Annotated in this window: 20 protein-coding genes; 7 read left to right on the top strand and 13 right to left on the bottom strand. The window is 48.4% G+C overall.

All coding sequences use genetic code 11. From position 1 onward, the window contains the following. Positions 1–11 precede the first annotated feature (11 nt). The 5 genes from HMPREF3277_RS09450 to HMPREF3277_RS09430 all read right to left on the bottom strand — a co-directional run bounded on the left by HMPREF3277_RS09450 (position 12) and on the right by HMPREF3277_RS09430 (position 6,597). Positions 12–1,085 (bottom strand): glycosyltransferase family 4 protein, encoded by a 1,074-nt coding sequence (locus tag HMPREF3277_RS09450; RefSeq protein ID WP_070775003.1) that lies wholly within the window; start codon positions 1,083–1,085, stop codon positions 12–14. Between the two features lie 13 nt (positions 1,086–1,098). Next, entirely contained in the window at positions 1,099–2,376 is a 1,278-nt protein-coding gene (locus HMPREF3277_RS09445; protein ID WP_003776183.1) for an O-antigen ligase family protein, read from the bottom strand. 15 nt (positions 2,377–2,391) lie between these two features. Then, positions 2,392–3,564 carry a glycosyltransferase gene (locus tag HMPREF3277_RS09440; protein WP_003769122.1) on the bottom strand — a complete coding sequence of 391 codons (1,173 nt, stop codon included), beginning with the start codon at positions 3,562–3,564 and terminating at the stop codon, positions 2,392–2,394. Between the two features lie 127 nt (positions 3,565–3,691). Then, on the bottom strand, positions 3,692–5,125 hold the full coding sequence (locus HMPREF3277_RS09435; protein WP_070870955.1) for a lipopolysaccharide biosynthesis protein: 1,434 nt from the start codon (positions 5,123–5,125) through the stop codon (positions 3,692–3,694). Positions 5,126–5,289: 164 nt separating this feature from the next. Beyond that, positions 5,290–6,597, bottom strand: a complete 1,308-nt coding sequence (locus HMPREF3277_RS09430; RefSeq protein WP_039862706.1) for a nucleotide sugar dehydrogenase — start codon at positions 6,595–6,597, stop codon at positions 5,290–5,292. A gap of 27 nt (positions 6,598–6,624) precedes the next feature. Here HMPREF3277_RS09430 and HMPREF3277_RS09425 point away from each other — a divergent pair, with 27 nt between their 5' ends. After that, positions 6,625–6,885, top strand: a complete 261-nt coding sequence (locus HMPREF3277_RS09425; protein WP_246830394.1) for a hypothetical protein — start codon at positions 6,625–6,627, stop codon at positions 6,883–6,885. A gap of 323 nt (positions 6,886–7,208) precedes the next feature. Here HMPREF3277_RS09425 and ribD read toward each other — a convergent pair whose 3' ends face one another. From ribD to HMPREF3277_RS09390, 7 genes are all read right to left on the bottom strand, one after another. Further along, positions 7,209–8,306 carry a bifunctional diaminohydroxyphosphoribosylaminopyrimidine deaminase/5-amino-6-(5-phosphoribosylamino)uracil reductase RibD gene (gene ribD / locus HMPREF3277_RS09420; protein WP_070870954.1) on the bottom strand — a complete coding sequence of 366 codons (1,098 nt, stop codon included), beginning with the start codon at positions 8,304–8,306 and terminating at the stop codon, positions 7,209–7,211. 70 nt (positions 8,307–8,376) lie between these two features. Further along, positions 8,377–8,907, bottom strand: coding sequence for a hypothetical protein (locus HMPREF3277_RS09415; protein ID WP_234396105.1), 531 nt, complete (start codon positions 8,905–8,907; stop codon positions 8,377–8,379). 40 nt (positions 8,908–8,947) lie between these two features. Then, a complete protein-coding gene (gene nrdR, locus HMPREF3277_RS09410) occupies positions 8,948–9,409 on the bottom strand; it encodes a transcriptional regulator NrdR (protein WP_003776195.1) in 462 nt (153 codons plus the stop codon). 132 nt (positions 9,410–9,541) lie between these two features. Further along, entirely contained in the window at positions 9,542–10,384 is an 843-nt protein-coding gene (locus HMPREF3277_RS09405) for a class II glutamine amidotransferase (protein ID WP_070775009.1), read from the bottom strand. A 420-nt stretch (positions 10,385–10,804) separates the two neighbouring features. Next, positions 10,805–11,992, bottom strand: a complete 1,188-nt coding sequence (ccsB, locus tag HMPREF3277_RS09400; protein WP_070870953.1) for a c-type cytochrome biogenesis protein CcsB — start codon at positions 11,990–11,992, stop codon at positions 10,805–10,807. Then, entirely contained in the window at positions 11,982–13,937 is a 1,956-nt protein-coding gene (locus HMPREF3277_RS09395; protein WP_070870991.1) for a cytochrome c biogenesis protein ResB, read from the bottom strand. Before HMPREF3277_RS09395 ends, ccsB begins: the two co-directional genes overlap by 11 nt. A 306-nt stretch (positions 13,938–14,243) precedes the next feature. Then, complete coding sequence (locus HMPREF3277_RS09390) at positions 14,244–14,870, bottom strand: c-type cytochrome (protein WP_003759506.1); 627 nt, start codon at positions 14,868–14,870, stop codon at positions 14,244–14,246. Between the two features lie 200 nt (positions 14,871–15,070). On the opposite strand from HMPREF3277_RS09390, the gene yihA reads away from it, so the two are divergent. Next, positions 15,071–15,724: a ribosome biogenesis GTP-binding protein YihA/YsxC gene (gene yihA, locus HMPREF3277_RS09385; protein WP_070870952.1), complete on the top strand. Its 654-nt coding sequence runs from the start codon at positions 15,071–15,073 to the stop codon at positions 15,722–15,724. A 587-nt stretch (positions 15,725–16,311) separates the two neighbouring features. Here yihA and HMPREF3277_RS09380 read toward each other — a convergent pair. After that, on the bottom strand, positions 16,312–18,717 hold the full coding sequence (locus HMPREF3277_RS09380; RefSeq protein WP_003776203.1) for a penicillin-binding protein 1A: 2,406 nt from the start codon (positions 18,715–18,717) through the stop codon (positions 16,312–16,314). 150 nt (positions 18,718–18,867) lie between these two features. Between HMPREF3277_RS09380 and pilM the strand changes: the two genes are divergently transcribed. From pilM to HMPREF3277_RS09355, 5 genes are read left to right on the top strand one after another with little or no spacing between them, the layout of a single operon-like run. Next, on the top strand, positions 18,868–19,977 hold the full coding sequence (gene pilM, locus HMPREF3277_RS09375; protein ID WP_003776205.1) for a type IV pilus assembly protein PilM: 1,110 nt from the start codon (positions 18,868–18,870) through the stop codon (positions 19,975–19,977). Position 19,978: 1 nt separating this feature from the next. Beyond that, on the top strand, positions 19,979–20,596 hold the full coding sequence (locus HMPREF3277_RS09370; protein ID WP_003759517.1) for a PilN domain-containing protein: 618 nt from the start codon (positions 19,979–19,981) through the stop codon (positions 20,594–20,596). After that, positions 20,597–21,289, top strand: a complete 693-nt coding sequence (gene pilO / locus HMPREF3277_RS09365; RefSeq protein ID WP_070870951.1) for a type IV pilus inner membrane component PilO — start codon at positions 20,597–20,599, stop codon at positions 21,287–21,289. A gap of 17 nt (positions 21,290–21,306) precedes the next feature. Then, positions 21,307–21,873 carry a pilus assembly protein PilP gene (locus HMPREF3277_RS09360; RefSeq protein ID WP_003765902.1) on the top strand — a complete coding sequence of 189 codons (567 nt, stop codon included), beginning with the start codon at positions 21,307–21,309 and terminating at the stop codon, positions 21,871–21,873. 17 nt (positions 21,874–21,890) lie between these two features. Then, the gene (locus tag HMPREF3277_RS09355; protein ID WP_036492220.1) at positions 21,891–24,026 is read left to right on the top strand and encodes a type IV pilus secretin PilQ; all 2,136 of its coding nucleotides are present in this window, start codon (positions 21,891–21,893) and stop codon (positions 24,024–24,026) included. Positions 24,027–24,176 lie beyond the last annotated feature (150 nt).

Raw genomic sequence — 24,176 nt, 5'->3', positions numbered from 1 at the left:
TTCAGACGACCTCACATATCGTAAGCGGCCATTGTGGTGCGATAGATTTCATCATCGGAACATAAGGTCTCAACGTGTTTATGCAGGGCTTTGCCCATCTTTTCGCGTAACTCGGGCTGCTTGATGAGTTGATCGACGGCTTCGATAAAGGCTTCGTCTTCGCCGAAGGGGAAACAGTATCCGGTTTCGCCGGTAATGACCATTTCGGAAATGCCGCCCATGTTGTAGGTCACGACGGGCGTGTCGTAGAGGCCAGCTTCAAGGATGTTGTTGCCGACGCCTGCACCATGGTCGCCGATACAGTGCGGCGTGTTCACCAAAATATCCACGTCTTTGAAATAGCCGGTCAAATCGCGTACTCCGCCGAGGAAGGTGACTTTGTCGTCTATGCCCAGTCGTTTTGCTTGCGCTTTCAGATTGTCCATCTCCTCGCCTATGCCTGCTACGTTCAGGCGTACGGGCATATCGCGGTCGACCATTTTCTTAAAGATGTCCAGCATCACATGCACGGCGCGGACGGTATCCAAGCGCGACAGCGTACCGAGCATGACGTAGTCTTTGGCGGTTTTTTCAGGAACGTAATCGGCTTTGTGCAGGGCGTTGTAGGTGTAGGTGATGCGGTTGGCAGGGAAACCGTGGCGGATGAGTTTTTCCTGCTCGTGCCTGCAGTTGCCGATGATGTATACGCCCAGTTTGTCGAAAAGTTTGGCGATTTTCGGATAAGTTTCGGCATCCAAACCGCGCGCGTGGTAGAACACTTTGGTTTTCGGCGAAGAGATTTTCGCCGCGATGGCACAGGCGGGAACGATACGCGCCATTTGGCAGTGGATGATGTCGGGTTTTTCTTGTTTCAACATCTTCATGTAGGCGAACATGCCTTTGATGTAGCCCAAGATGCCGCCCTGATAAAAATCAATCGGACGCCATTGGATGCCCAAGGCTTGGGCTTCTTTGATGAGCGGGCCATCGGAAGAGGCAAGGACGACCTCGTGGCCGCGCTGCCTGAGCAACCGTCCCAAGCGGAAGGTCGCATTTTCAGTGCCGCCGAGGCCGGACATGGAAGTAGTCAAAACAATTTTTTTCATATCATGTTTTCTATCAAGGGGTGTATCGGTACGCGTTATACGCCGTATCGCGCTGCGGCAGGACGCTGTACAAGAAAATCAAAAAGCAGGGCAGCCAGAGGAAGGGCATGCGCAAAATGGTGGACGGAATGAAGCCGCCCAAAATAAACAGGCCGATTGCCGCCAAGCCGATGGCTTTTTGTTTGTTCCGCAGGTTTTGGCTTAAAAAGACGTTCACTGCATACCAAATGATGTAACAGATGAAGCCGATTAAGGAAATCATGCCGAAGCCCAAATACAGTTCGATGATGAAACTGTGCGGGTTTTCAAAACCGAGGCTGTCGCTCAAATGCCCGCCGAAGTATTCCTGAAAGTTTTTAGGGCCGTAGCCGTAAAGCAAAAGCGGCGGATTGCTCCAGAAGTAGTTGTAAATTTCTTGGCGGTAGCCGACCGAGTTGTCACTCTCCAAATTGAACAGGAACAAATACAGGCGGGAAGAAATGTTTTCCAAAAAGGCATTGCCGTGCATCGAGAGCAGGAAATCGGCAATGTACTGTTTCGGAATCATCGACAAGCCTGCGCCTGTAACGCCTATGGTCATCAGCGTAAACAGCCCGTTGTTACGGTAAATCAAGTTCAGGATAAACAAAATGATGTAACTCATCGTCGCCGTACGCGATGCGCTGGCGAAAACAATCGCGCCCAAACTTAAAAATAAAATCCAGCCGAACAAATATTCCCTCTTGTTGACGCCGATATTGAAAAATATCAACACGGCAGGGGCGAAGAAGAGGGCAGTCGTACCCAAGTTGTTGGGGTTGAAGAAGAAGCCTTTAATCACGCCGGCCTCAATCGCCAAAATTTCGTCTGATTTGACAAACTGGATGCCGGTCAACACCTCGATAACGGGCGGAATAATGATAAAGGCGCAAAAGTAAACCAACAGCCTGCGTACGAAGCGCAAGGGGTTTTCGTGTCGGCTCAAAATCAGATACAGCAGGTAAAACAAACCGGCGACTGACAGGAAGAAAAAAGTATCCATGACCCTGACCGAATCCAAGGGCGTGATGAACAGATGGATTGCGCTCCAGCCGGTCATCAGCCCGACCGCCATCAGCATGAGTCCTGCCTTGCTGTTGAATGTTTTGTTTTCTATGAAAAAAATCAGCAGGGTGGCAGGCACCAGCAAGAGGGTCAGCGGATTGTCGATACGCGGAATCCCCAGCTTATACGACAGCATCGGCCCCAGCATGTAGGCGGTAACCATCGTATAAAGCATAGTAATGTATATATTTTGTTTTTTAATTTTCACGTTGCTTCCTGAAATTTAGGTCGTTCCAAGAGCTTTATTATATGCAGAAATGATTTGTTCGGTAACGGGACGCTCTCCAAATTCTTTCAGGCAGTTTTCGCGCAACAGGCGCGGGAAATATTTTTTCCGGTTCCGATAGAGGGAGATAAGTGCTTCCGTCAGCGATTTTTGGTCTCCGACATCGACCAAAAGCCCGTTGGATGGATTGACGATAGTCTCAGGACCGCCACAGCGCGTCGCGATGACGGGCAGCCCTTGAGCCAAAGCCTCGATGAAAACGACGCCGAAAGTTTCGTGGCGGCTGGCCAATACGAAGGCATCGCTTTGATACATCAATTCCAAGACTTCTTCGTTTTTCAGACGACCTTCAAAGATAACGTTGTTTTCCAGCCCCAAGTCTTTTGCCAAACGGTGCAGCTTGAATTCTTCATAACCGCCGCCGCCGATTTTCAGTTTCAGGTTCGGATAGGCTTTGACTGCTTCGGCAAAGGCGGGCAGCAGGATGTCGTAGCCTTTTTTATGTTGCAGGTGCGCGACCGAGCAGAAGGTAAAGTCTTCGTTGGCGGGTTTGTCGGCAAGGTCGATCGGCGCTTCAAAGCTGGCGGACAGGATATTGGGAACATATTGCCACTCCAATCCGCGGTATTCTTCTTTCAGCAGTTCGGCAAAGTCGCGGCTGACTGCTAGGCGGCAGGCGGCGTTTTGGGCGGCGGCATACATCAGCGGGCGTTGCCAGTTGCGGATAAGTTTGCGGGCGTAGGTGGTACTGTGTTCGGTAATGACATACGGAATGCCGGTTGCTTTGTGGATTTCGTATGCAATGATGCCGCCGCTGTTGACGCAGTGCGCGTGCAGGACGTCGGGCATGCCGTGGTCTGCAACGTATCGGCGGAACAGTTTCATACTGGCGGCGATTTCCCGTTTGCGATCGATATGCGGAATGCGCGGGAAGAAAAACATGCTGTCGTACACATAAGTCGGTACGTCTTTGTCGATGTAGGTCCTTATTCCGTAATTTTTCGGGTTGAACGCAGTTTTTGCCTGAGTTCTGAACGAACGGAATATCGGTGCAACGACCCCTACTTTGACTCCGGAGCGTTGCAAGGCTTGTGCTTGCAGGCGGAAGAAGATTCCGTTGACGTCGTCCGGAGTGGATGGATACCAAGAAGGAATGATTAATGTATGCATGATAATACCTGTGTCGAGTGTGTCGGCGTACAAGCCGCATGGGTTGTGGACAGGGCACAAAATCAAAGATTCTCGGTGAGTAAGCGTTTTGTAGCGGCAGAATCAAAAACTGCGCGCAGTATGGTTGTTATTGTGTTGAATGTTTTTTATTCAGACGACCTTTCACTACTGATAAAGCTGAAGAAAGTGGTGTTTTGTATTTCACAGTCAGGGCAATCAAACCTGCCAGCCAGATTAAAGCAAAAATGTAGTAGTTGCCGGTATTGCCGAAGTAGGTGTAGCCCAGGCACAAAATCAGGCAGAGTGCGGTATGGGTATAAATTTTCCGGCAGGGCAGCTTCTGCCACATCCTTGAAGACAATTCGGTCTTAATGAGCATAAACACCCAAAAAGAAGTCGCACTCGCCATTGCGGCGCCCCGTGCGCCCAAGAGCGGAACCAGCCAATACAGCAGGCCGAAGTTCAGCAGGAATGCCGCAATATTGACTGCGGTAATCAGCCAGGTTTTTTTGACGACGTTCAAACCGATGCCGGTCACTTCCGTCAGCGTATAAAACAAAGGAAACATCATGCACGACAGTAAAATAAACTGTACCGATGCATATTCCCCGGGAAGAATCCAAGTGACCACCGGCGAAAAAATACCGATAAAGCAAACCATCGCGCTGATGAGCGCAGTCATCGACAGGGTAATGCCGCCGATTTTGTCGAGGTTGGTGTTGTCTTCAACCCATTTGAACACCAATGGCGCCCATATGGTTGAGAATACGCTTTGGAAAATCAGGGCGACGGCGCCGAAGCTGACCGCCATCGAGTAAATCCCCAGTTGCTCCAAACTTGCCATTTCTTTCAAAACAAAGCGGTCGATAGACGTCAGCCCCCAGTAGGCGAGATTGCCGAATGCCAAAGGTAGTCCGTATTGCAGACCCATTTTGTGCAGCTTTGCCGACCAAGGCGAACGGATGGCGGCGGCCAAATCGGTTCGGGTTTGGTAGATCAATACAGCGACGGTCAGTATTTGGGCGGCGGTATAGGCAAAGACCAGGCTGGTGGTATGGGTTGGCAAGCCGATTAGGATGAAGAGCAAAACCAAAACCAAAATCAGGAATTTCGGTGTCAGCTGGCTGAGTGAGAAAGCAATTGCTTTTTCCTGCATCCGTAGGATGAGCGAGAAAAAGCGGATAAACAGGGTGGTCAGTAAAAAAACTAAAAACAGAATACCCAGCTTGGTGTTGTTCAAATTAAAAATAATTTTGGAAGGCCAAGAAGGATTCCACAAAAGTATCAGTAATACCCCGGTAATGCTCAAAACAAACGGGGACAGGCTGAAGGATTTGAACAGCGCGGCTTTGTCTTCGCTGACGTAGTATTCGCGGATATACGCCTGATCCAAGCCCAGCCCCAAAATCAGGATGGTCAGAGCGGATATGGTTTGCAGCAAGACGATACGGCCGATGTCTTCCGTAGGGTAGTACCATGAAATCAGCGGAAGCGAGAGGATGCCGAAAGCCGCACTGCCTATCGGACCCAAAGCATAGCCGAGTATTTTTCTTATATTCATAAATAGGAGGGATTTGTTGCCGCCAAGATTTTCAGACGACCTGAAAACGCAGCAGCATCATATAAATAAGGGCTTTCTTAGGTCGTCTGAAAACAAACGGTCTAAGAAAGCCGACTGCCTGCCGAAACCCGTCGGCAGGCAGTCTGCCTCAATCGTCAAAGGTGTTACGCTTTCACGACTTTCGGGTTTTTCGCAGGGAACTTGCCGCGCGTATCGACAATCAGTTTGGCGTGTTCGGCAATCATGTCGTAGTCAAACTTATCGTGGTCGGTCGTCAGCACCACGCAGTCGTATTTCGCTACGGTTTCCGGCGTCAGCGGCTCGCTCTTCAGGTCGAAGTAGTGGTGGCCGGGGATGTATGGGAACTCAAGCACGTGCGGGTCGGAGTAGGAAATGTTTGCACCCAATTTGTGCAGGCGGTCCATCACTTCCACAGACGGGCTTTCGCGCATGTCGTCCACATTTTTCTTGTAGGCGATACCCAAAACCAAGATTTTGCTGTCTTTGATGGAACGGTTGTGTTCGTTCAAAGCCAAGCCCACTTTGCTGATGACGTAATCGGGCATATGGGAGTTCACTTCGCCTGCCAACTCGATGAAGCGGGTGTTCACGCCGTATTCGCGCGCTTTCCAAGTCAGGTAGAACGGGTCGATGGGGATGCAGTGACCGCCCAAGCCCGGACCGGGATAGTAGGCGACGAAGCCGAAAGGTTTGGTTGCCGCGGCAGCGATGACTTCGTGAATATCGACATCCATTTTGTCAGCAACGATTTTCATCTCGTTCACCAAGCCGATGTTCACGGCGCGGTGGATGTTTTCCAGAAGCTTGGTCAGCTCGGCGGCTTTGGTAGAGCTTACCGGTACGACTTTGTCGATGGCAGGCTGATACAGCGCGATACCGACTTCCAAACAAGCAGGGGTATGGCCGCCGATGACTTTCGGGATGGTGCGGGTTTCAAAATTCGGGTTACCCGGGTCTTCGCGTTCCGGAGAGTACACCAAGAACACGTCTTTACCGACTTTCAAGCCGCCTTCTTCAACACGCGGCAGCAATTCTTCTTCGGTTGTACCAGGGTAGGTGGTGGACTCCAAAGACAGCACTTGACCGGCGCGCAGGTAAGGTTTCACTGCGTCGGTAGTGTCGATAACAAAGCTCATGTCCGGCTCGCGGTATTTGTTCAACGGAGTCGGTACGCACAAAATCACGGCTTCCACTTCGCCGATGCGGGAGAAGTCGGTGGTGGCTTCAAACAGGCTGTTTGAAGCGGCGGCGATTTTCTCGGCAGGAATATGCTCGATGTAGGTCTCGCCTTTGTTGAGTTTGTCGACTTTGGTTTTGTCGATGTCGAAGCCCAAAACCTGATAACCGATGTCCACATAACGGAGCATCAGCGGCAGGCCGACATAGCCCAGGCCGACGATGCCGATTTTGGCGGTTTTATCTGCAAATTTCTGAATGGTAATATTTTTCATGACAAGTCTCATGTGATGGAAAAGGGCGTGCCGCACAGTGCAAAATGCCGCAGCAGAACCCCGGCCGGCAGTCATAAAAACAGCAGGGTCGGAATCCGTTTTGTCGGTGTCGAAAATAAATCTTTCCCTAAGATTGGTTTTGGACGTAAAAGTTTTGCATGTGCAAATGCAGCATTGCCCGACGATAATGGAGTGTTGGGAAATGTTTATGCAAATATTATAATCAAGCTGGGCGGTAAGATTTTGAATTGTATTATTTTTAGCAATGACTATACCGTTAGTGACTAAATATAATATCGGAAATACAAATAATTAATAAAAATTAGTATTAATATATTTGCGTAATTTAACCTAAAATTAATATTACTTCAGTATATGTTGAAGCGGTATTTGTAACTCTGTCAAGCAAATCAGGCGATGCAGTATAGTGGATTAAAATTGCAATGATACGGCGTTGCCAACGCCCTTATGTACTCCCCGTACACGGCGGGCGTTGCCGCCTTGTCTCATTTTTATTTTAATCCACTATAAAACACCGTTGCTTCTGACAAAAAGGTCGTCTGAAAACCCAAAATCAGTTTTCAGACGACCTTTCTGGTTTACAAGGCAGCCTATTTTTTACGCAAAACCCATTTTACGTCCTGCCCGATCAGCTCTACCGAACGACTTTCCCACTCGCCTTCCGAAGTCAAAACGGCGGGGTTAGCAGGGAGGGTAAGCAGGCTTCTGCCTTCGCCTAAGATTTTCGGCGCTTGGTACAACACGATTTCGTCTGCCAAGCCTGCTTCGATAAAGGCAGAGGTCAGCGTCGCGCCCGCTTCGACCATAATCTCGCCGTAGCCCAGTTCTGCCAATTGGGGCAGCAGTGCGGCAAGGTCTATACGTCCGGCGGCGTTTTCAGACGACCTCAAGATGCGGATATGATTGAACGCGCGGTATGGTTTGAGGCGTTCTTCATCATCGACGGCGGTTACGATGACGGTGGGGCTGAGGTCGTCTGAAACCATGTGGCTGCCCAACGGCGTTTGCAGTTTGCTGTCCAACACTATACGCGCAGGTTGGCGCAGGGTCGGGAAGGCGCGGACGTTGAGGCGCGGGTTGTCGGCAAGCACCGTGCCGATGCCGGTAAGGACGGCGCAGCTTTCCGCGCGTAAGGTTTGTACGTCCGCCCTTGCGGCTTCACCGGTAATCCAGTAGCTGCGTCCGTCGGCGAGCGCGGTTTTGCCGTCCAGGCTGGCGGCGCATTTGATGCGGACGAACGGGCGGCCGCGTTCGATACGGGAGAGGAAACCGCGGTTGAGTTCGCGCGCTTCGGTTTCCAGCAAACCGCTTTCGGTGCGGATGCCTGCGGCTTCGAGCATTGCCAAACCTTTGCCTGCCACCAAAGGATTGGGGTCGGTCATGGCAGCGACCACTCGCGACACGCCCGAGTCGATCAGGGCTTCGGCGCAGGGTGGCGTACGGCCGTAATGGCTACACGGTTCGAGCGTCACATAAGCCGTCGCCCTGCGCGCCATTTCGCCCGCCTGCCGCAGTGCATGCACTTCGGCGTGCGGTTCGCCTGCTTTGACATGAAATCCCTGTCCGACGATTTGGTTGCCGTGTGCAATCACGCAGCCGACGCGCGGGTTGGGGGAAGTGGAAAAACGCCCGAGCCGCGCAAGGGCAAGGGCGTTTTGCATCATTTGGGTATCAATACAATCAAACATAATGTGGATTTCTTAAAGTTTTCCGTTTTCAGACGACCTTTTCTTTCGCCGTATTCCGTTCGTCAAAGCATTAACGCGACAAGCTCAATTCTTTCAATACTTCCGACAATTCCTTCTGACTTGCGTGATGGCTATACGCGCAAACGGTATAGATATTGGCTTCGTGAATGGCGATGCAGTATTGGTTGAACGTACCTTGCCGGTCTTCGCGATCGGTTTGGTAATTCATGCGGTTGTCGGTGGCGATGCCGACGCGGACATTTTGAGTCTCGTCCGATTGCAGGGCGGTTTTGAGTTCGGCGAAATAGGTTTTGGCATCCGTTTGCGCCGGGCCGTTGTTCGCCGCATAAATGGTAATGCGCGCTTCAGGGTCGTGTTGGAGCAGAATCAGGTTGGAGGCGGGAACGTTTTTCGGATGGCGGGCGGAATCGGCGATGATGTCGGTGAAGTGGCTGTTGTGAACAGAGATGGAAATTTTGCCGTCCATGCTCGTCAGCGTTTGAACCGTATCGGAGGCGGCTTTCGACACCGCATCGCCCTGTTCGGGGCTGCAGGCGGCAAGGCAGAATAGTGCGGCGGCTACGGATAAAACTCTTTTCATAAACATCCTCTTCATCATCAACACACCGCTTTCAGACGACCTATTTCCCGTCAGTCTGCACCAGCGTGGCGATTGCCTGAGTAAACTCGGACACGTCGTTGAAACTTTTATACACGGACGCAAAACGGACATAGGCGACCTGATCGATTTTTGCCAATTCCTCCATCGCCATTTCCCCCACCATGCGCGACGGCACTTCCTTGTTGCCCGACTGATACAGACGCTGCTCAATCAGCGCGACCGTTTCATCGATTTTTTCCTGGGCAATCGGGCGTTTGTGCAAAGCCCGTTCCAAACTGGTTCTCAGCTTGTGCGGATTAAACGCCACGCGCGTACCGTTGGATTTAATCACCTGCGGCATCCGCATTTCGACCGTTTCAAACGTACTGAACCGCTGCCCGCACTCCACGCAACGGCGGCGGCGGCGGATACTGTTCGTCTCTTCCAAGAGCCGCGAATCAGTGACTTGAGTATTGGGATGCTGACAAAACGGACATTTCATAAGTTTTTGAATTTATTTGTTTGTGAAACGGAATTGTAGCCGATTGAGCTATTCCCGTATAGTCGGTGGGTTTATTGTGGGTTGAAGGGGTCGTCTGAAAGCCGTTTTCTGTTTTCAGACGACCTCTTTGTTTTAAACGGATACGCCGACGGCGCGGGCGATTGCCAAGCCTTCTTCTACGCTCATGTAAACGGGTTGTTCAGGACGGTCGCTGCGGGCAATGTCGCCTTGTCGGAACATGACCAGTTCGTCCACTGCCAGTTGCGACCAGGTTTCGTCTCGGGTCAGCGGTAAGGTGGCAATGACGGCGACTTTGTCGTTTGGGGTGGTGACTTCGGAAAAATCGACCATGACGTCGTCGTCCAAAAGCCGTGCTTTGCCGAACGGGGCTTTGCGTACGATGTAGTGCAAAAGCGTGCTGGCGTGGGCAAACAGGTTGTCGCCGTTGGACATAACGAAGTTGAACAATCCGAAGCGGCGGATTTCGTGGGTCAGCGCGGCGAGGGCGTCGAATAGGGTGTCCGGGTCGGGCTTGCTGGCGAAGCGGCTGCGCAGGCGGTTGAGGATGTGGCAGAAGGCGCGTTCGGAGTCGGTGGTGCCGACGGCATGGTAATACTCGCCTTGTTCGGGGTAGAAATCGATTAAATGTCCGTTGTGTGCAAACAGCCAGTATTCGCCCCACATTTCGCGCATGAAGGGGTGGGTGTTGGCCAGCGAGGTTTGTCCTTGCGAGGCTTTGCGGATGTGGGCGATGACGTTTTCGGATTTGATTTGGTAGGCGCGAACGAGGTCGGCGACGGGCGAGGCGGCGCTGGGTTTGTCGTCGTGGAACAGGCGTACGCCTTTGCCTTCGAAAAAGCCGATGCCGAAACCGTCTGCATGGTGGTCGGTAATGCCGCCGCGGCGGCGGAAGCCTTCAAAGGAAAAGACGATGTCTGTGGGGGTGTTACAGTTCATGCCGAGCAGTTGGCACATGATGTTGACCTTTGTTATTTTGATGTGGGGGTTGAGGTTATAGTGGATTAACTTTAAACCAGTACGGCGTTACCTCGCCTTAGCTTAAAGAAAACGATTCTCTAAGGTGCTGAAGCACCAAGTGAATCGGTGCCGTACTATCTGTACTGTCTGCGGCTTCGGCGCCTTGTCCTGATTTAAAGTTAATCCACTATAAAACGGGTAAATCGACGCAATGTACACGCGTTTTGCGTGATCGCCTTATAGATGGAATTATGGTGTATCGGAAGGGGTGTTTCAATAGGAAAGGGAGGGATATTGGGAGGTATTTTGTGTGATTTTATTGTGTTGTGGCTGATAATGTGGAAAGGTCGTCTGAAAAATGCTTTGCGGGTTGCGCTAAAGCTTTTCAAACGACCTTTCTTTATTGTGTTTTGACACTTACAAGGTGCCGTAAGAGTGCAGGCCGCTCAGGAACATGTTGACGCCGATGAAGGCGAAGGCGGTAACGAACAGTCCGATGACTGCCCACCATGCGAGGATTTTGCCGCGCCAGCCGGCGACGAGGCGCAGGTGCAGCCAGACGGCGTAGTTGAGCCAGACGATGAATGCCCAAGTTTCTTTCGGGTCCCAGCTCCAGTAGCGTCCCCATGCGTCGGCTGCCCACAGTGCGCCGAGGATGGTGGCGATGGTGAAGAACAAAAAGCCGACGGCGATGGCTTTGTACATGACTTCTTCGATGACTTGCGAAGGCGGCAGCGATGATTTTTTGCCGGCGTTTTCGTTTCTCAATGCCCAAAGTTCGGCGATGCCGAGCATGGCGGCGATACAGAATGCGCCGTAGCCGATGAAGTTGGCGGGGACGTGGATTTTCATCCACCATGATTGCAGGGCGGGAATCAGGGGTTGGATGGTGTGTGCTTCGCGGGAAAAGCTGTACCAAAGGACGAAGCCGACGACGATCGCCATGAAGCTGAAGACGAAGCCGCCGAGTTTTTGTACGGCGAAACGTGCTTCGTAGTAGAGGTACATCAGGGCGGTGATGACGAGGAAGAGGATGAAGACTTCGTAGAGGTTGGAAACGGGGATGTGTCCTGCGTCAGGGCGCAGGAGGTAGCTTTCGTGCCAGCGCACTAAAAGTCCGGTAAAGCCTGCGACGGCGGACACCCAGGCGAATACGGAGCCCATGCCGAGCAGGGTGTTGGTGGCGACGTTTTTGCGTTGTGCCAACACGGCGCCGGTGATATAGGCGAAGAGTGCGAAGAAAACGAAGGCGCATTGCCACATAATCGCGGACTGGCTGCTGAGGAAGTATTTGAGCAGGAAGCTGTCGGAATGCGTGATTTCGCCATCGTAGAGCATGACGGCGCCGTATGCGAGGACGGCACACAAGGGGGCAAACCAGCGCATGGGTTTGAAAAACCAGCCTAAAAAGACGGTAATGCCCGCGCTTACCCACAAAATCACCATTTCGTAGATGTCCATGGCGTGCTGAATGCGGGTTTGGGCGAAGAATGCGCAGGCTGCGGTCAAGAGGGCGAATAAGCAGTCAACCGTGTTCAGGGACTTGAGGAACGATTTGTGCGTCAGCAGCTCGTGTTCGGGTAGGGGGTTATGGTTATGCGTCATGGTTTAAATCTTTCGCCAGTCGTTGCAGGCTTTGTGTATGTTGCGGAAACTCTTTTTGCAGGTCGCGCTCGTTGCGGCTGGAAGACATGGCAAAGCGGATGTGGTCGTCTGAAAACAGGACCCACGCGCGTTTCTCGCGGATATAGAACATAAATATCGTGCCGAGAACCAGCAAAACAGAGCCTAAATAGACTAAAAATGCACCGGGCGAACGGGTCATTTGCAAGCCGGAGGAGCGGACTTCTTCAAAGCCGTCCAGTTGCAGGAGCATGGGGGCAGGGTATTCGGTCAGACCGGTATAGGCGTCCATGCTGTGCAGCAGGAAGCGGTTGCGCGCTTCGTCTTGAGGCCATGCGGGCAGCTTGTATTTTTGGATGGTTTCTTCCAATACGGCGTTCATGACGCCGAACAGCATTTCGTAAAAATATCCCTGCATTTTTTCCTGCTGCTCTTTGGGGATGTTTTTGGTGATAAATTCGTCCAACGCCAAATAGCCGCCTTTCGCAAAAATGCCCAAGGTGTTTTTGGCGGCAAGAGTGAATTGCTCGCGGATGTTGTCGGGGGCGTTCAAGGTCGCGTTGCGGATGACGGCTTTGCGTGCGGCTTCGTCTTTCAAGAGTTCGCGCATCGCCATGAAGGTATCGGGTTTGAAAGTCTTATCGGCAGGAATGCGCAGCCAACGGTATTGCTGTTCCAGACCTGTGCGCGTACCGGTGATGAAGAAATAATCCTGTTCCTGCTTAACGGGCAGCATGTAGTTTTTATATTCGACAGCCTGACCCGCTTTGTCGCGGATTCGGTAAACAACGGACGGGCCGATGTTGGTGTATTTTTTGTTTTCTTGAGAGACGGCGCGCACGTCGTTAATCGCTGATTGCAGGGTTTGCTCTTTTTCAGACGACTTGCTCATGTCTTCCACGTTCATAGACGTGAATTGGTCAAACTCCAGTTTGTAGGACGTATTGCCGATGTCAAGCGGGAAATCGCGCATAGATGTCGCCCTGAGCGTTACCGGCTCGCGGCTTGGGTTGCCCAAATTCCAGGCTTTAAACTTCAAATCGGATCCGCCGTCGGCAAAGCTCGCTTGATAGATGGTAATGCCGTGCAGCGTCAGCGGATGGTTGACGCGGATGGTGTGTTCGGATTTTTTGCCGCTTTCCTTGTCGGTAATTTCCAAATCGCTGGCAAAATCACGCGGCATCCCGGTATTGTAAAAGTCGATGTGGAATTTCTTCAGCTTCACTTCAAACGGCAAATCCTGAACCAGCATCCCGTTGTCGGCATTGAGGAAGACCACGTCCGCGCTTTGCTCTTCGGTAATGTTCACATTGCCGCGGAACGACAGGTTTGACGTACCCAAAATGCTTTCCGGTTTGAAGTCTTTGGCATAGACGGAATGATTGTCCGGTACGACGCGTCCGGTCAGCATACCGATTTTCAGCAGGAGGTTGCTGTCTATCAAGCCGCCCAAGCAAATCACAATCAGCGCGGTATGGGCAAAGATATACCCCCACTTGTTCATCGCCCCTTTTTTGGCGGCAACCAAAACCGATCCGTCTTCGCGCGTTACGGTTTTGCAGCTGAAGCCTTGTACTTCGAGATAACGCCTGGCGATTTCAGACGACATCTTGCCTTCCAACACAGTCGAATGGCGCATCGCCGCCAATGATTTTTCTTTGGCGTTCTCGCGGAACGATTTGATTTCGCGAAGAAAAGGCGGAACATTGCGAATCAGGCACAAGCTGGTCGATATCACCAAAAACATCATGATGACCACAAACCAAGCGGACGCATAAACATCGTACAAGCCTAAAAAGTTGAAAATCTGCGACCAAAATGGACCGAATTTCACAACATAATTGACCTGCGGCTGGTTTTGCTGCAACACCGTCCCGATAACCGAAGCGACGCCCAAAAGACTGAGCAAGGCAACGGCAAAACGCATGGAGCTTAAAAAAGCGAACCAAGGTTTGCGGATAAGGGGGACGGATGAAGGGGATTTGCTCATAGCGGTTTGATTTGATAAAGAATACGGGGATGGTCGGGATTCGGAAGAGGCCCGATTATCGAACGGCACAAAAAATAGACATGATGGGGCAAAAAGCCAAAGGCTGCCATTTGAAAATACTTATTGCCTCAAAAGCGGCGGCATACCATCGCACAAGGTCGTCTGAAAACAACTGCCCAAGGGCAAGCGTTTTCAGACGACCTTGATATTCACATCATCCGCAAACAGACGGATTGATAGGAATCAATGCAGACCTTGGATGAAGTTGGAAACCGCATTCAACTCTTCTTCGGTCAGGCGTTTGGCAATATCTTCCATAATCGCGTTTTTGCGTTGTCCGGATTTATAAGCCTTCATTTGATCGACCACATAAGACATATGTTGGCCGCCTAAGCGCGGATATGCGCCGATTTCGGTACCGCCGCCCGGAATACCCGCGCCGCTGGGTCCGTGGCAGGACATACAGGCAGGAACTTTTTTGTCCACCAAACCGCCGCGGTAGATTTTGCCGCCCAAAACAGGATCATTTTGTTTCGGGTTTGCCTCGCCGGATTTGGCCTGTTGTTTGGCATAGAATGCGGATACATTCAGGATGTCTTGCTCGGACAGGTTCATCACCATAGGTTTCATCACAGCGGCGGAACCGTTTGTACGTTTGCCTTCTTTAATGTCCAAGGTTTGACGGTAGATATAGGCACTGTGTTGCGCGGCGAGCTTTGGATACATGGCGATGCCGCTGTTGCCGTCCGCCGCATGACATGCCGCACAAATGGTAGTAGCCACTTCTTTGCCTTTTGCAATATCCGCTTTCGGGGCAGCGACAGCCGCGCCGGCAGCCAAAACCAAGGCCGCTAAAGTCAATCGTTTCATGGAGTGCTCCTGATTACAGCATTGCATACCGCGACAATGCCTTTTTTATACTCAAAACGCCGGATAAATTTTACCCGATAAAAACCGATAATTCTATAAACGTGCTATTCTATACTAGATTTACATTAAATTACTACCATGTTTCGCAACATGAACACGGCAAATTCCGCCACTCCGTCTCAGAGAACAAGGAAATACGGATGAACCTCTTTCAGAACGCCAAATTCTTCACCACCGTCAACCATCTCAAAGACCTGCCCGACACCCCCGCAGAAATCGCATTTGTCGGGCGCAGTAACGCAGGCAAATCCAGCGCGATCAATACCCTGACCAACCATGTCCGGCTCGCCTACGTTTCCAAAACGCCGGGACGGACCCAACACATCAATTTCTTCGAATTGAGCAACGGCAGCTTTATGGTCGATTTGCCGGGTTACGGCTATGCGCAAGTTCCCGAAGCCATCCGCACGCATTGGGTTAAACTTTTGGGCGACTACCTCCAACAACGGCGTCAGCTCATAGGCTTGGTGTTGATTATGGATGCGCGCCACCCATTGAAAGAGCTGGATTTGAGGATGCTGGACTTTTTCCACATCACCGGCCGTCCTGTGCATATTTTGTTGTCGAAAGCTGACAAGCTGTCGAAAAACGAGCAAATCAAAACTTTAGGCGCAGTCAAAAAATCGCTTAAGCCCTATATGACCCGTCAAAGCATCAGCGTACAACTGTTTTCCAGCCTTAAAAAGCAAGGCATCGAAGAAGTCAACCAAGTCGTCGGAGCATGGTTTGCTACGCATCAAGAAGAAATGGACAACTTGAATATCGGAAATCCGGAAAATTCCGAGTCATTGTAATCGGTCGTAGTATTATCTGCATTGACGGGACGCAAATCCGTTTATTGTCTTGCAGGGTGAGGGAACAAAATCGTCTTACTGCCGTGTATGTTGCTTTAAAATAGATAAATCCGAAAAGGTCGTCTGAAAATGTTGGATCATGTTTCAGACGACCTTGTTGTTTTTATAGTGGAATTAACATAAATCAGGACAAGGCGACGAAGCCGTAGACAGTACAGATAGTACGGAACCGATTCACTTGGTGCTTCAGCACCTTAGAGAATCGTTCTCTTTGAGCTAAGGAGAGGTAACGCCGTACTGGTTTAAAGTTAATCCACTATACAATTCGTTTGATTGATGGGGTGAGGTAATTTGAAATCAAGGGGTAGGGGATAAGTTTGATGAGCAGTGCAGATGACATGAAACTGGTTTTTTTAGCATTTGGGGAAACTCTCCGCTTTAGGCTCGGATGAGGCAATGCTGTATCGGTTTAAAGTGAATTTTTCTATCTTGTTCACATGGCAATGAATTGAGATTGTGCTGCTATATATAAAAAGGTCGTCTGAAATTCCTGATTCGGGTTTCAGACGACCTTTTGACCGGTGTAATTAGAACAGCGAGTCTAATTGTCGATTGTTAACATTGCTTGGCTGTACCGGCGTTTCTTGCAAATCACCGCGACCGCGGTCTCCGCCATCCCGATCGCTATCAGGCGTTGCGGCAGTGTTGGCATTTGCCGGGCGTTGTTGTCGGGAAGGTTGTTGTGCAGGGCGTGGAACGGTACCGCTATTGTCCAGAGTGATATCGGAGCTGGTGGTCATACGTTCTTTCATATAGTATTCGCCGCCGCTGTTCACGATACCTGCCGGTGCTTTCATGCCTTTGTTTTCTACGCCTTTGAGCGCGAAGCGCATGTAATCGACCCAGACTGGAACGGCAATCGTGCCGCCGTAACCTGCGCGGCCCATGCTGCGCGGTTTGTCGAAGCCGATGTATACGGCAGTGACAATACTTGGGTTGAAGCCGACGAACCATGCATCTTTATTGTCGTTCGTCGTACCGGTTTTACCGGCGATATCGGAACGGCCAAGTGCGGAGGCGCCTCGTGCAGTACCGACACGGACAACGTCCTGCATGATTTTGTACATGATGTATGCGTTACGCGGGTCGATGGCTTGAGGAGCGTTTTCGCCTGCAACAAGAGGTTGCATTTGTGCTTTCAGACGACCTTCGCTGTCATAAATCTTGTCGATGACGTATGCGGAAATTTTGTAACCGCCATTGGCAAAGACGCTATATGCTTCAGCGACACGCAATGGTGTTGTTTCACCGGTACCAAGTGCCATAGACAGGCTGGCAGGGATTTCGGACGGTTTGAAGCCGAAACGTTGGATGTATTGTTGCGCGTATCCGATACCGATGGACATCAAGATTCGGATGGAAACCATGTTTTTAGAGGCGGTCAATGCTTGGCGCAGGGTGATATAGCCTGCATAACGGCCGTCTGAGTTTTTAGGATTCCAAGCAGAACCATTGGCACCTTTACCCGGCAGGGAGAGTGGTGCGTCATTAATCATGGTGGATGCTGTCATGCCTTTGGCGAGTGCCGCAGAGTATACGAAAGGCTTAAAGGTAGAACCTGGTTGGCGCATGGCTTGGGTGGCACGGTTAAATGTCTTGCTGTGGAAGTCATAACCGCCGACCAATGCACGTACAGCACCTGTTTTTGCATCTAATGAGACCAGAGCGCCTTGTAGTAGAGGTTCTTGAACGACAGACCAATTGTTGCCGCCGCCTTTGACACGGATGACGGAACCGCGACGAATACGGTCGTCTCCCATTTTTTCGTTGTTGACTGCACGGGCTGCAAAGCCGAGTGCGTAGCTGTTCAGATTGAATCTTTTCCCGCTAGGCAGTTGAATCAGAACTCCTTTTTTAGAGGCTTCCAAGACAACGGCAGGAACCATTTTGTCAACCGTATATAAAGTAGAAAGATATTGGCTGATCGTTTCTTCTACGTCATCAGTTTTGCTGAGGTCGATGTAGTTCTCTGCGCCGCGATAACTGCTGCCTCTGTCGAAATTACGCAACGCTTTTCTAAGGGCTTCAGTAGCAACACGTTGGTTGGCAGTATTGACGGTTGTGTAGACCTTAAAGCCTTGGGTGTATGCGTCCTCGCCATATTTTTCATACAACTCTTGGCGTGCCATTTCAGCAACATACAAAGCGTTTTGGTCGATGTTTTGCACAAAACGTTCATAATGCAGCTCTTCTTTCAAAGCTTGATCGCGTTGTTGTGCAGTAATCATATTTTCTTCCTGCATATTCCGCAGGATGTAGGCTTGGCGCTGTTTGGCGCGCTCGGGGTTAACGATGGGGTTATACGCTGAAGGCGCTTTAGGTAGGCCTGCCAGCATGGATGCTTCAGCCAAAGTCAAATCCTTCACGTTTTTGTTGAAATAGATTTGAGCGGCAGAGGCAAAACCGTATGCCCGTTGACCCAAATAGATTTGGTTGAAATACAGTTCTAAAATCTGATCCTTACTAAGCGTCTGCTCGATTTTATAGGCCAATAGGGCTTCATTGAATTTGCGGGTAAATGTACGCTCGTTACTCAAGTAGAAGTTCTTTGCTACCTGTTGAGTAATGGTACTGGCACCTGATTGCAAACCGCCGGCGACTACGTTGCCGATAGCGGCACGGGCAATGCCTACTACGTCTACGCCCCAGTGCTCATAGAAACGTTTATCTTCTGCGGCAATAACAGCGTCTTTCAAAACCTTTGGAAAATCTCCAATTTTTGTAAACTCCCGGCGCTGTTCACCGTAAACCCCAATAATCTGACCGTCGGCAGAATATACTGTGAGGGGCATTTTGGGTTGGTAGTGTTGTAAAGAATCAAGAGCAGGCAACTTGGGGTATGTGACCAAAATCGCAATAGCGAGCAAGCCGACACCGAAGAGTGCCAATCCTAATATCAAACCAAGACAGGTCGTTATAATCTTTTTAATCATGACTAAGTAATAATTTTTGCCATCACTGGCATTAAATAAAGTAAAATAGAAACCGATTTCTGTGAAACACAGTATTTACTGTGCAAAGAAAAAGAAATCCTTTACGGATATCGAAACAGTTACTCACTCCTAACAATACAGGGAAATTATATGATTAGCTTATCAAAAAGCCCTAAAAGCAAAACCAGCAAGGCCAGTAAAGCTTCCGGAGGGTTAAGCAACCGAGCCGCTATCGGCATCGACATCAGCCAGCATGCCATTAAGATGGTTCAGCTGACAGGCCGTAGTTTAAACCAAATTCAGCTAGAAAAATACGTTATTACCAAATTACCTAAAAATATTGTAAAAGGTAACAAAATCCAAGATTACGACCAACTTGTCACCTATTTGCAACATACTTATACGCAATTGCGCAGTTCTTGTAAGAACTTTGTTGCAGCTGTACCACAAAGCTTGGCAACAATAGAGAACATAACTTACAACCCTCGCGATACCGAACTTGATTTGGACGAGTTCGCTGAATCTGAAATTTCAGCAATCGGTCCTATTGATGAAATGAGTTATGACTATCAGGTGACCGGCGTATCCGTTTCCCCGGCGGGGCAGCAGATTACAACCGTAGCAGCTAGAAAAGACGATATTGAGCCTGTTATTGAAATGTTTGAAAATGCAGGGCTTGATCTGTCTGCCTTAGATTTGGATCTTTTGGCTCAGAGAAATGCCTATGCTTTTTGGATTAATAATCATGCACCTGAATTGACTAATGAAAAAGTTGCCGTATTTGGCATTCATGCCACCCAAATGTACGCATTGGTGATGCAAAACGGACAGATTTTGTATAAACAAGAGACCCCTGTCAGTACGGAACAGTTGAATCAACTGATTCAGCGTACTTATCAAGTGACAGAAGAAAAAGCGGCGCAGATGATAGCTTCATCCAGCAAACCATCTGATTATCAGACCCAAGTCGCAGATCGCTTTAACGTTCAGGTAGCGCAAGAAATCCAACGTGTATTGCAGTTTTACTACACTACGCAGACAACAGAGACCTTCTCAAACATTAAACATATTTTATTAACTGGGTTTGCATCGCAACAGGCCGGATTGGCGGAAAGTATTTTTTCTCAAACCAATACTGCGACACAGTGTATTCACCCGGTTTTATATGCTGAACGAAACAATAAAATTGATTTGCCACAGCTGCAAATTGATGCACCGTCTTTAACATTAGCATTCGGATTAGCATTAAGGGGATTGTAATATGATCGAATTTGTTAAAATTAACCTTCTTCCTTATAGGGAAGAAATCAAACAGCGCAAAAAGCAACAATTTAAAGTATTAATGCTTTCGGCGTTATTGATAGGTGCAGGTCTGCTTGTGTTGACATATTTGACAATTAATAATGCAATCAGCAGACAGGAAGACCGTAATGCCCTTCTAGGGAAGGAAATTGAAAAGCTGGATAAAGCTTTGGGAGAAATTCTAAAACTGCAGCAAGAAAAAGAAAATTTCCTATCAAAAAAACAAAAAGTAGAAGAGTTACAGGAAAAACGTTCACAGGCTGCCTATATCATCGACAGCTTAAATGTAGTTACTCCCGATAACTCTTATCTGACAGCGTTGGAAGCAGAAAGTTCGACATCTTACAAAATTACGGGTCGAGCAAGTAGTGATAATAAGATCGCAATGTTTATGCGTTCTTTACCAAGTACCGGGGTTTTTGCTCAGCCAGAACTTTTGAGTATTAAGAAAATTGATAATTATCAAGAATTTACTCTGAAGGTTTTGTTGAATAATTCAGGTCATCCATCAGTACCCGTACAAAATCCAGCCGCGAACACGACTGAAACTGGCGAACAGAAGCAAGAGGTAAAATAAATGTCTGTAAGTAAAGCAAGAAATATTGATATCCAAAACCTCTATTTGTTAAATATGCCTGCTAAGTTATTTATCGCAGGGTTGGCAATAGCGGGGGTCTTGGCAATAGGATATGTTGGTATTTTCAAAGAGCAACTCGAAACACTTTCTACGCAGGAAGCTAAAGAAGCCGAACTAAAGGAAACATATACGAAAAAAAGTATTGAGGCTGTTAATTTGCATAACCTTCAGGAGGAATTGGCATCTATCCGTTCAGCTTTTGATGTTTTGTTGAAACAACTGCCGACAGATGCTGAAATTCCTAATTTAATCCAAGAATTGCATCAGGCTGGATCCGCTAATGGTTTGCGTTTGGATAGTGTTGTGCCTCAAGCTCCGGTTAATGATGGTCCAATCCAAAAGTTACCCTATGAAATTTCCATTACGGGTAAGCATAATCAGATTAGCCAGTTTGCTCGTGATGTCGGAGGTTTGTCGCGAATCATTACTTTGGAATCTCTGAAGCTCTCCCAAGCAGCAGACGGAAAAAGTGGTAAAGAGGGCAAAAGTGATATTTTGACACTGAGTGCCACTGCAACAACTTATAAGGCTCGTCCTGCAGAAGAAGTTGCTGCCGAGCTTGCAGCCAAACAGAAGGAGGCACAGGCTAACGGAAGTGATGCGCAGAATGGTGCTGAAGTTGATAATAAATAAAAGTTATTAGGGAAATCATGAAAAATACTATCTTACTCGTAGGTGTTTTGTCTTTAGCAGCATGTTCCCCCACTCATGATGATTTAAATATGTGGATAAAACAGACGCAAGATGAAGCTAAAGTTAAGGTTACTCCATTTCAAGCACCGACGATTACTCCGCCAGTTGCATATACTCCTCCAGCATATAATGGGTTGAATGCGTTTGACTATCGACGTTTGGAAAATGCACCCAAGGGGAATAATGCTCCTAATTTGAATCGTCAGAAAGAAACATTGGAAGCATTTAGTTTGGAAAATATGCGTTATGTCGGTATTCTGCGTGGTAATAACAAGACATCTGGCTTTATCGATGTAAATGGACATGTTTATACCGTTATGCCGGGCAACTATATCGGTCAAAATTACGGTAAAATCCAAACGATTACTGAGGATAAAATTACTTTGACTGAATTAATAGAAGACAGTTCTGGTAACTGGATATATCGAAAGGCTGAATTGCCGTTAAGTACACAGTCAGATGAAGGTTCAAGTGGTGCTTCGACAGCTGAATCTCGAAGCGAATCTGCCGCAATTCCAAATTAATTAAGGGGTCTCACTTTATGAAAACTAAGCACATGACAAAATTTTTTGCCAGTATTGGCGTAGCCATGGCTGTGCAAACTGCTTTTGCAGGTAATATTACTGATATTAATGTATCTACTCTTCCTGATAGTCAAAAAATTATCAAAATCCGTTTTGATCGTGATGTAACCAGTCCGAGCGGTTTTGTTACTTCGGCTCCAGCTAGAATTGCACTTGATTTTGCTAACACTACTATTCGGTTGCCTCAATCAGTATTGGAGTATGCCGATCCGTTATTAAATCAGATTACGGCGGCACAAAATAATGACCGTTCCCGTATTGTGTTGGGTTTGAATAAAACTGCCCAATATAATACTGAAATTCATGGTAATGAAGTTTGGGTTTTTGTTAGTGAGTCAGCTGACCGAAATTCTGCAATGTCTGTATCAAATAATAAGCCTTCTATGCAGGATTCTGTTCCGTCAGAAAAAGCAAAGCAAGTCGCTAATTCCGCTAATATCGACTTCCGTAAAGGCTCGCGCAATTCAGGTATTGTTGAATTAAGCGTTCCGGCTTTTACTGGACAGCCTGATATTAAACAACAGCGTGATCGTGTCATCATTACATTGAAAAACTATCCGTTACCAACACAAGCACAACGTAGTTTGGATGTAGGTGATTTCAATACACCTGTAAAAAATATAACTTTAAAACGAATCGGTAATGATACTCAGCTGATCATTCGAAATAGTTCAAACTGGGAAGTTCGTACTAAGCCGGCAGCAGGGCATTTTACTTTTGAGATTTTACCTAAAGCCGCTGATACGGAGTCACGTGGTTTGAATGGTGGTAATGCAAATAAATCTTTCAATGGTCGTAAAATTTCTCTAGATTTCCAAGATGTTGAAGTCCGTACTATTCTGCAGATTCTTGCAAAAGAGTCCGGCGTCAATATTGTGGCTAGCGATACGGTAAATGGTAAGATGACTTTATCCCTCAAGGATGTGCCTTGGGATCAGGCATTGGACTTGGTAATGCAAGCCCGTAATTTGGATATGCGTCGTCAAGGTAATATCATCAATATTGCTCCACGTGATGAATTGTTGGCGAAGGATAAGGCCTTCTTGCAAGCAGAAAAAGAAATTGCAGAGCTTGGTCCTTTGTATTCGCAAACCTTCCAATTGAAATATAAAAATGTGGAGGAGTTCCGCAAAATCCTTCGTTTGGAAGATAATGGAAGTAGCAATTCCAATGGTCGCAATACCTTGTTGAGCGGCCGAGGCAGTGCTTTGATTGACCCCGCAACGAATACCTTGATTGTTACAGATAATCGGAACGTCATCGAGAAATTCCGTAAATTGATTGATGAGTTGGATGTTCCTACACGCCAAGTTATGGTTGAAGCGCGTATTGTAGAAGCAAAAGATGGATTCTCACGCGATTTGGGCGTTAAGTTTGGTGCTGCTGGTGCAAGAGGAAGAAACTCTTGGGGTAATGATTGGTCAAGTGCTCAGAATAACCACAATACTAACGCTTCAGTTTTCCGTGGAGAGTCTGCTTATCCAACGTGGTCTTTGCAGCCTAACGTAAGTTTACCTGCTACAGCAGCAACGAACAGTATCGCTTTAGTACGAGCCTTGTCATCTGGTGCATTAGGTTTGGAAATCTCTGCGTCTGAAGCAACAGGTAAGAGCAAAACCATTTCTAATCCGCGTGTTCTGACTCAGGATCGTCGAGAAGCTACGATTGAATCTGGTACCGAAATTCCTTACCAAGAAGCTTCTTCAAGTGGTGCAACTTCGGTTTCATTCAAAAAAGCGGTTTTGGGTCTGACAGTTACTCCTAATGTAACTCCAGATGGCCAAATTATTATGACCGTTAAGATCACTAAAGATACTCCGGTCGACTGTACTGTAGATTCTTTGATAACCAAGTGTATTCAGACTAAGAACTTGAATACTCAGGCTATGGTTGAAGATGGTGGCACTTTGATCGTTGGTGGTATCTATGAAGAGGACAATAGCGATACCATCAATAAAGTTCCATTGCTTGGTGATATTCCTGTAGTAGGAAACTTGTTTAAATCACGAGCCAAGAAAGAAGAACGACGCGAATTGTTGATTTTCATAACGCCTCGCATTATGGATGGCGTGGGTAGTAATTTGCGTTATTAAGTGATGCAATAAAACCGGGTAGATGTCTTTTGGATATCTGCCCGGTTTTTATTTATTCAATCTGATAGTCAGGATTTGTGCGTCAAATATAATAGCCAAAGACTTTTAGAAGTCTGAAATTATAGTGGATTAACTTTAAACCAGTACGGC

Origin of the sequence: Neisseria sp. HMSC70E02 (genome assembly GCF_001838645.1) — a bacterium.
Taxonomy (GTDB): Bacteria; Pseudomonadota; Gammaproteobacteria; order Burkholderiales; family Neisseriaceae; genus Neisseria; species Neisseria macacae.
This window is presented reverse-complemented; position numbering and strand designations above follow the sequence as displayed.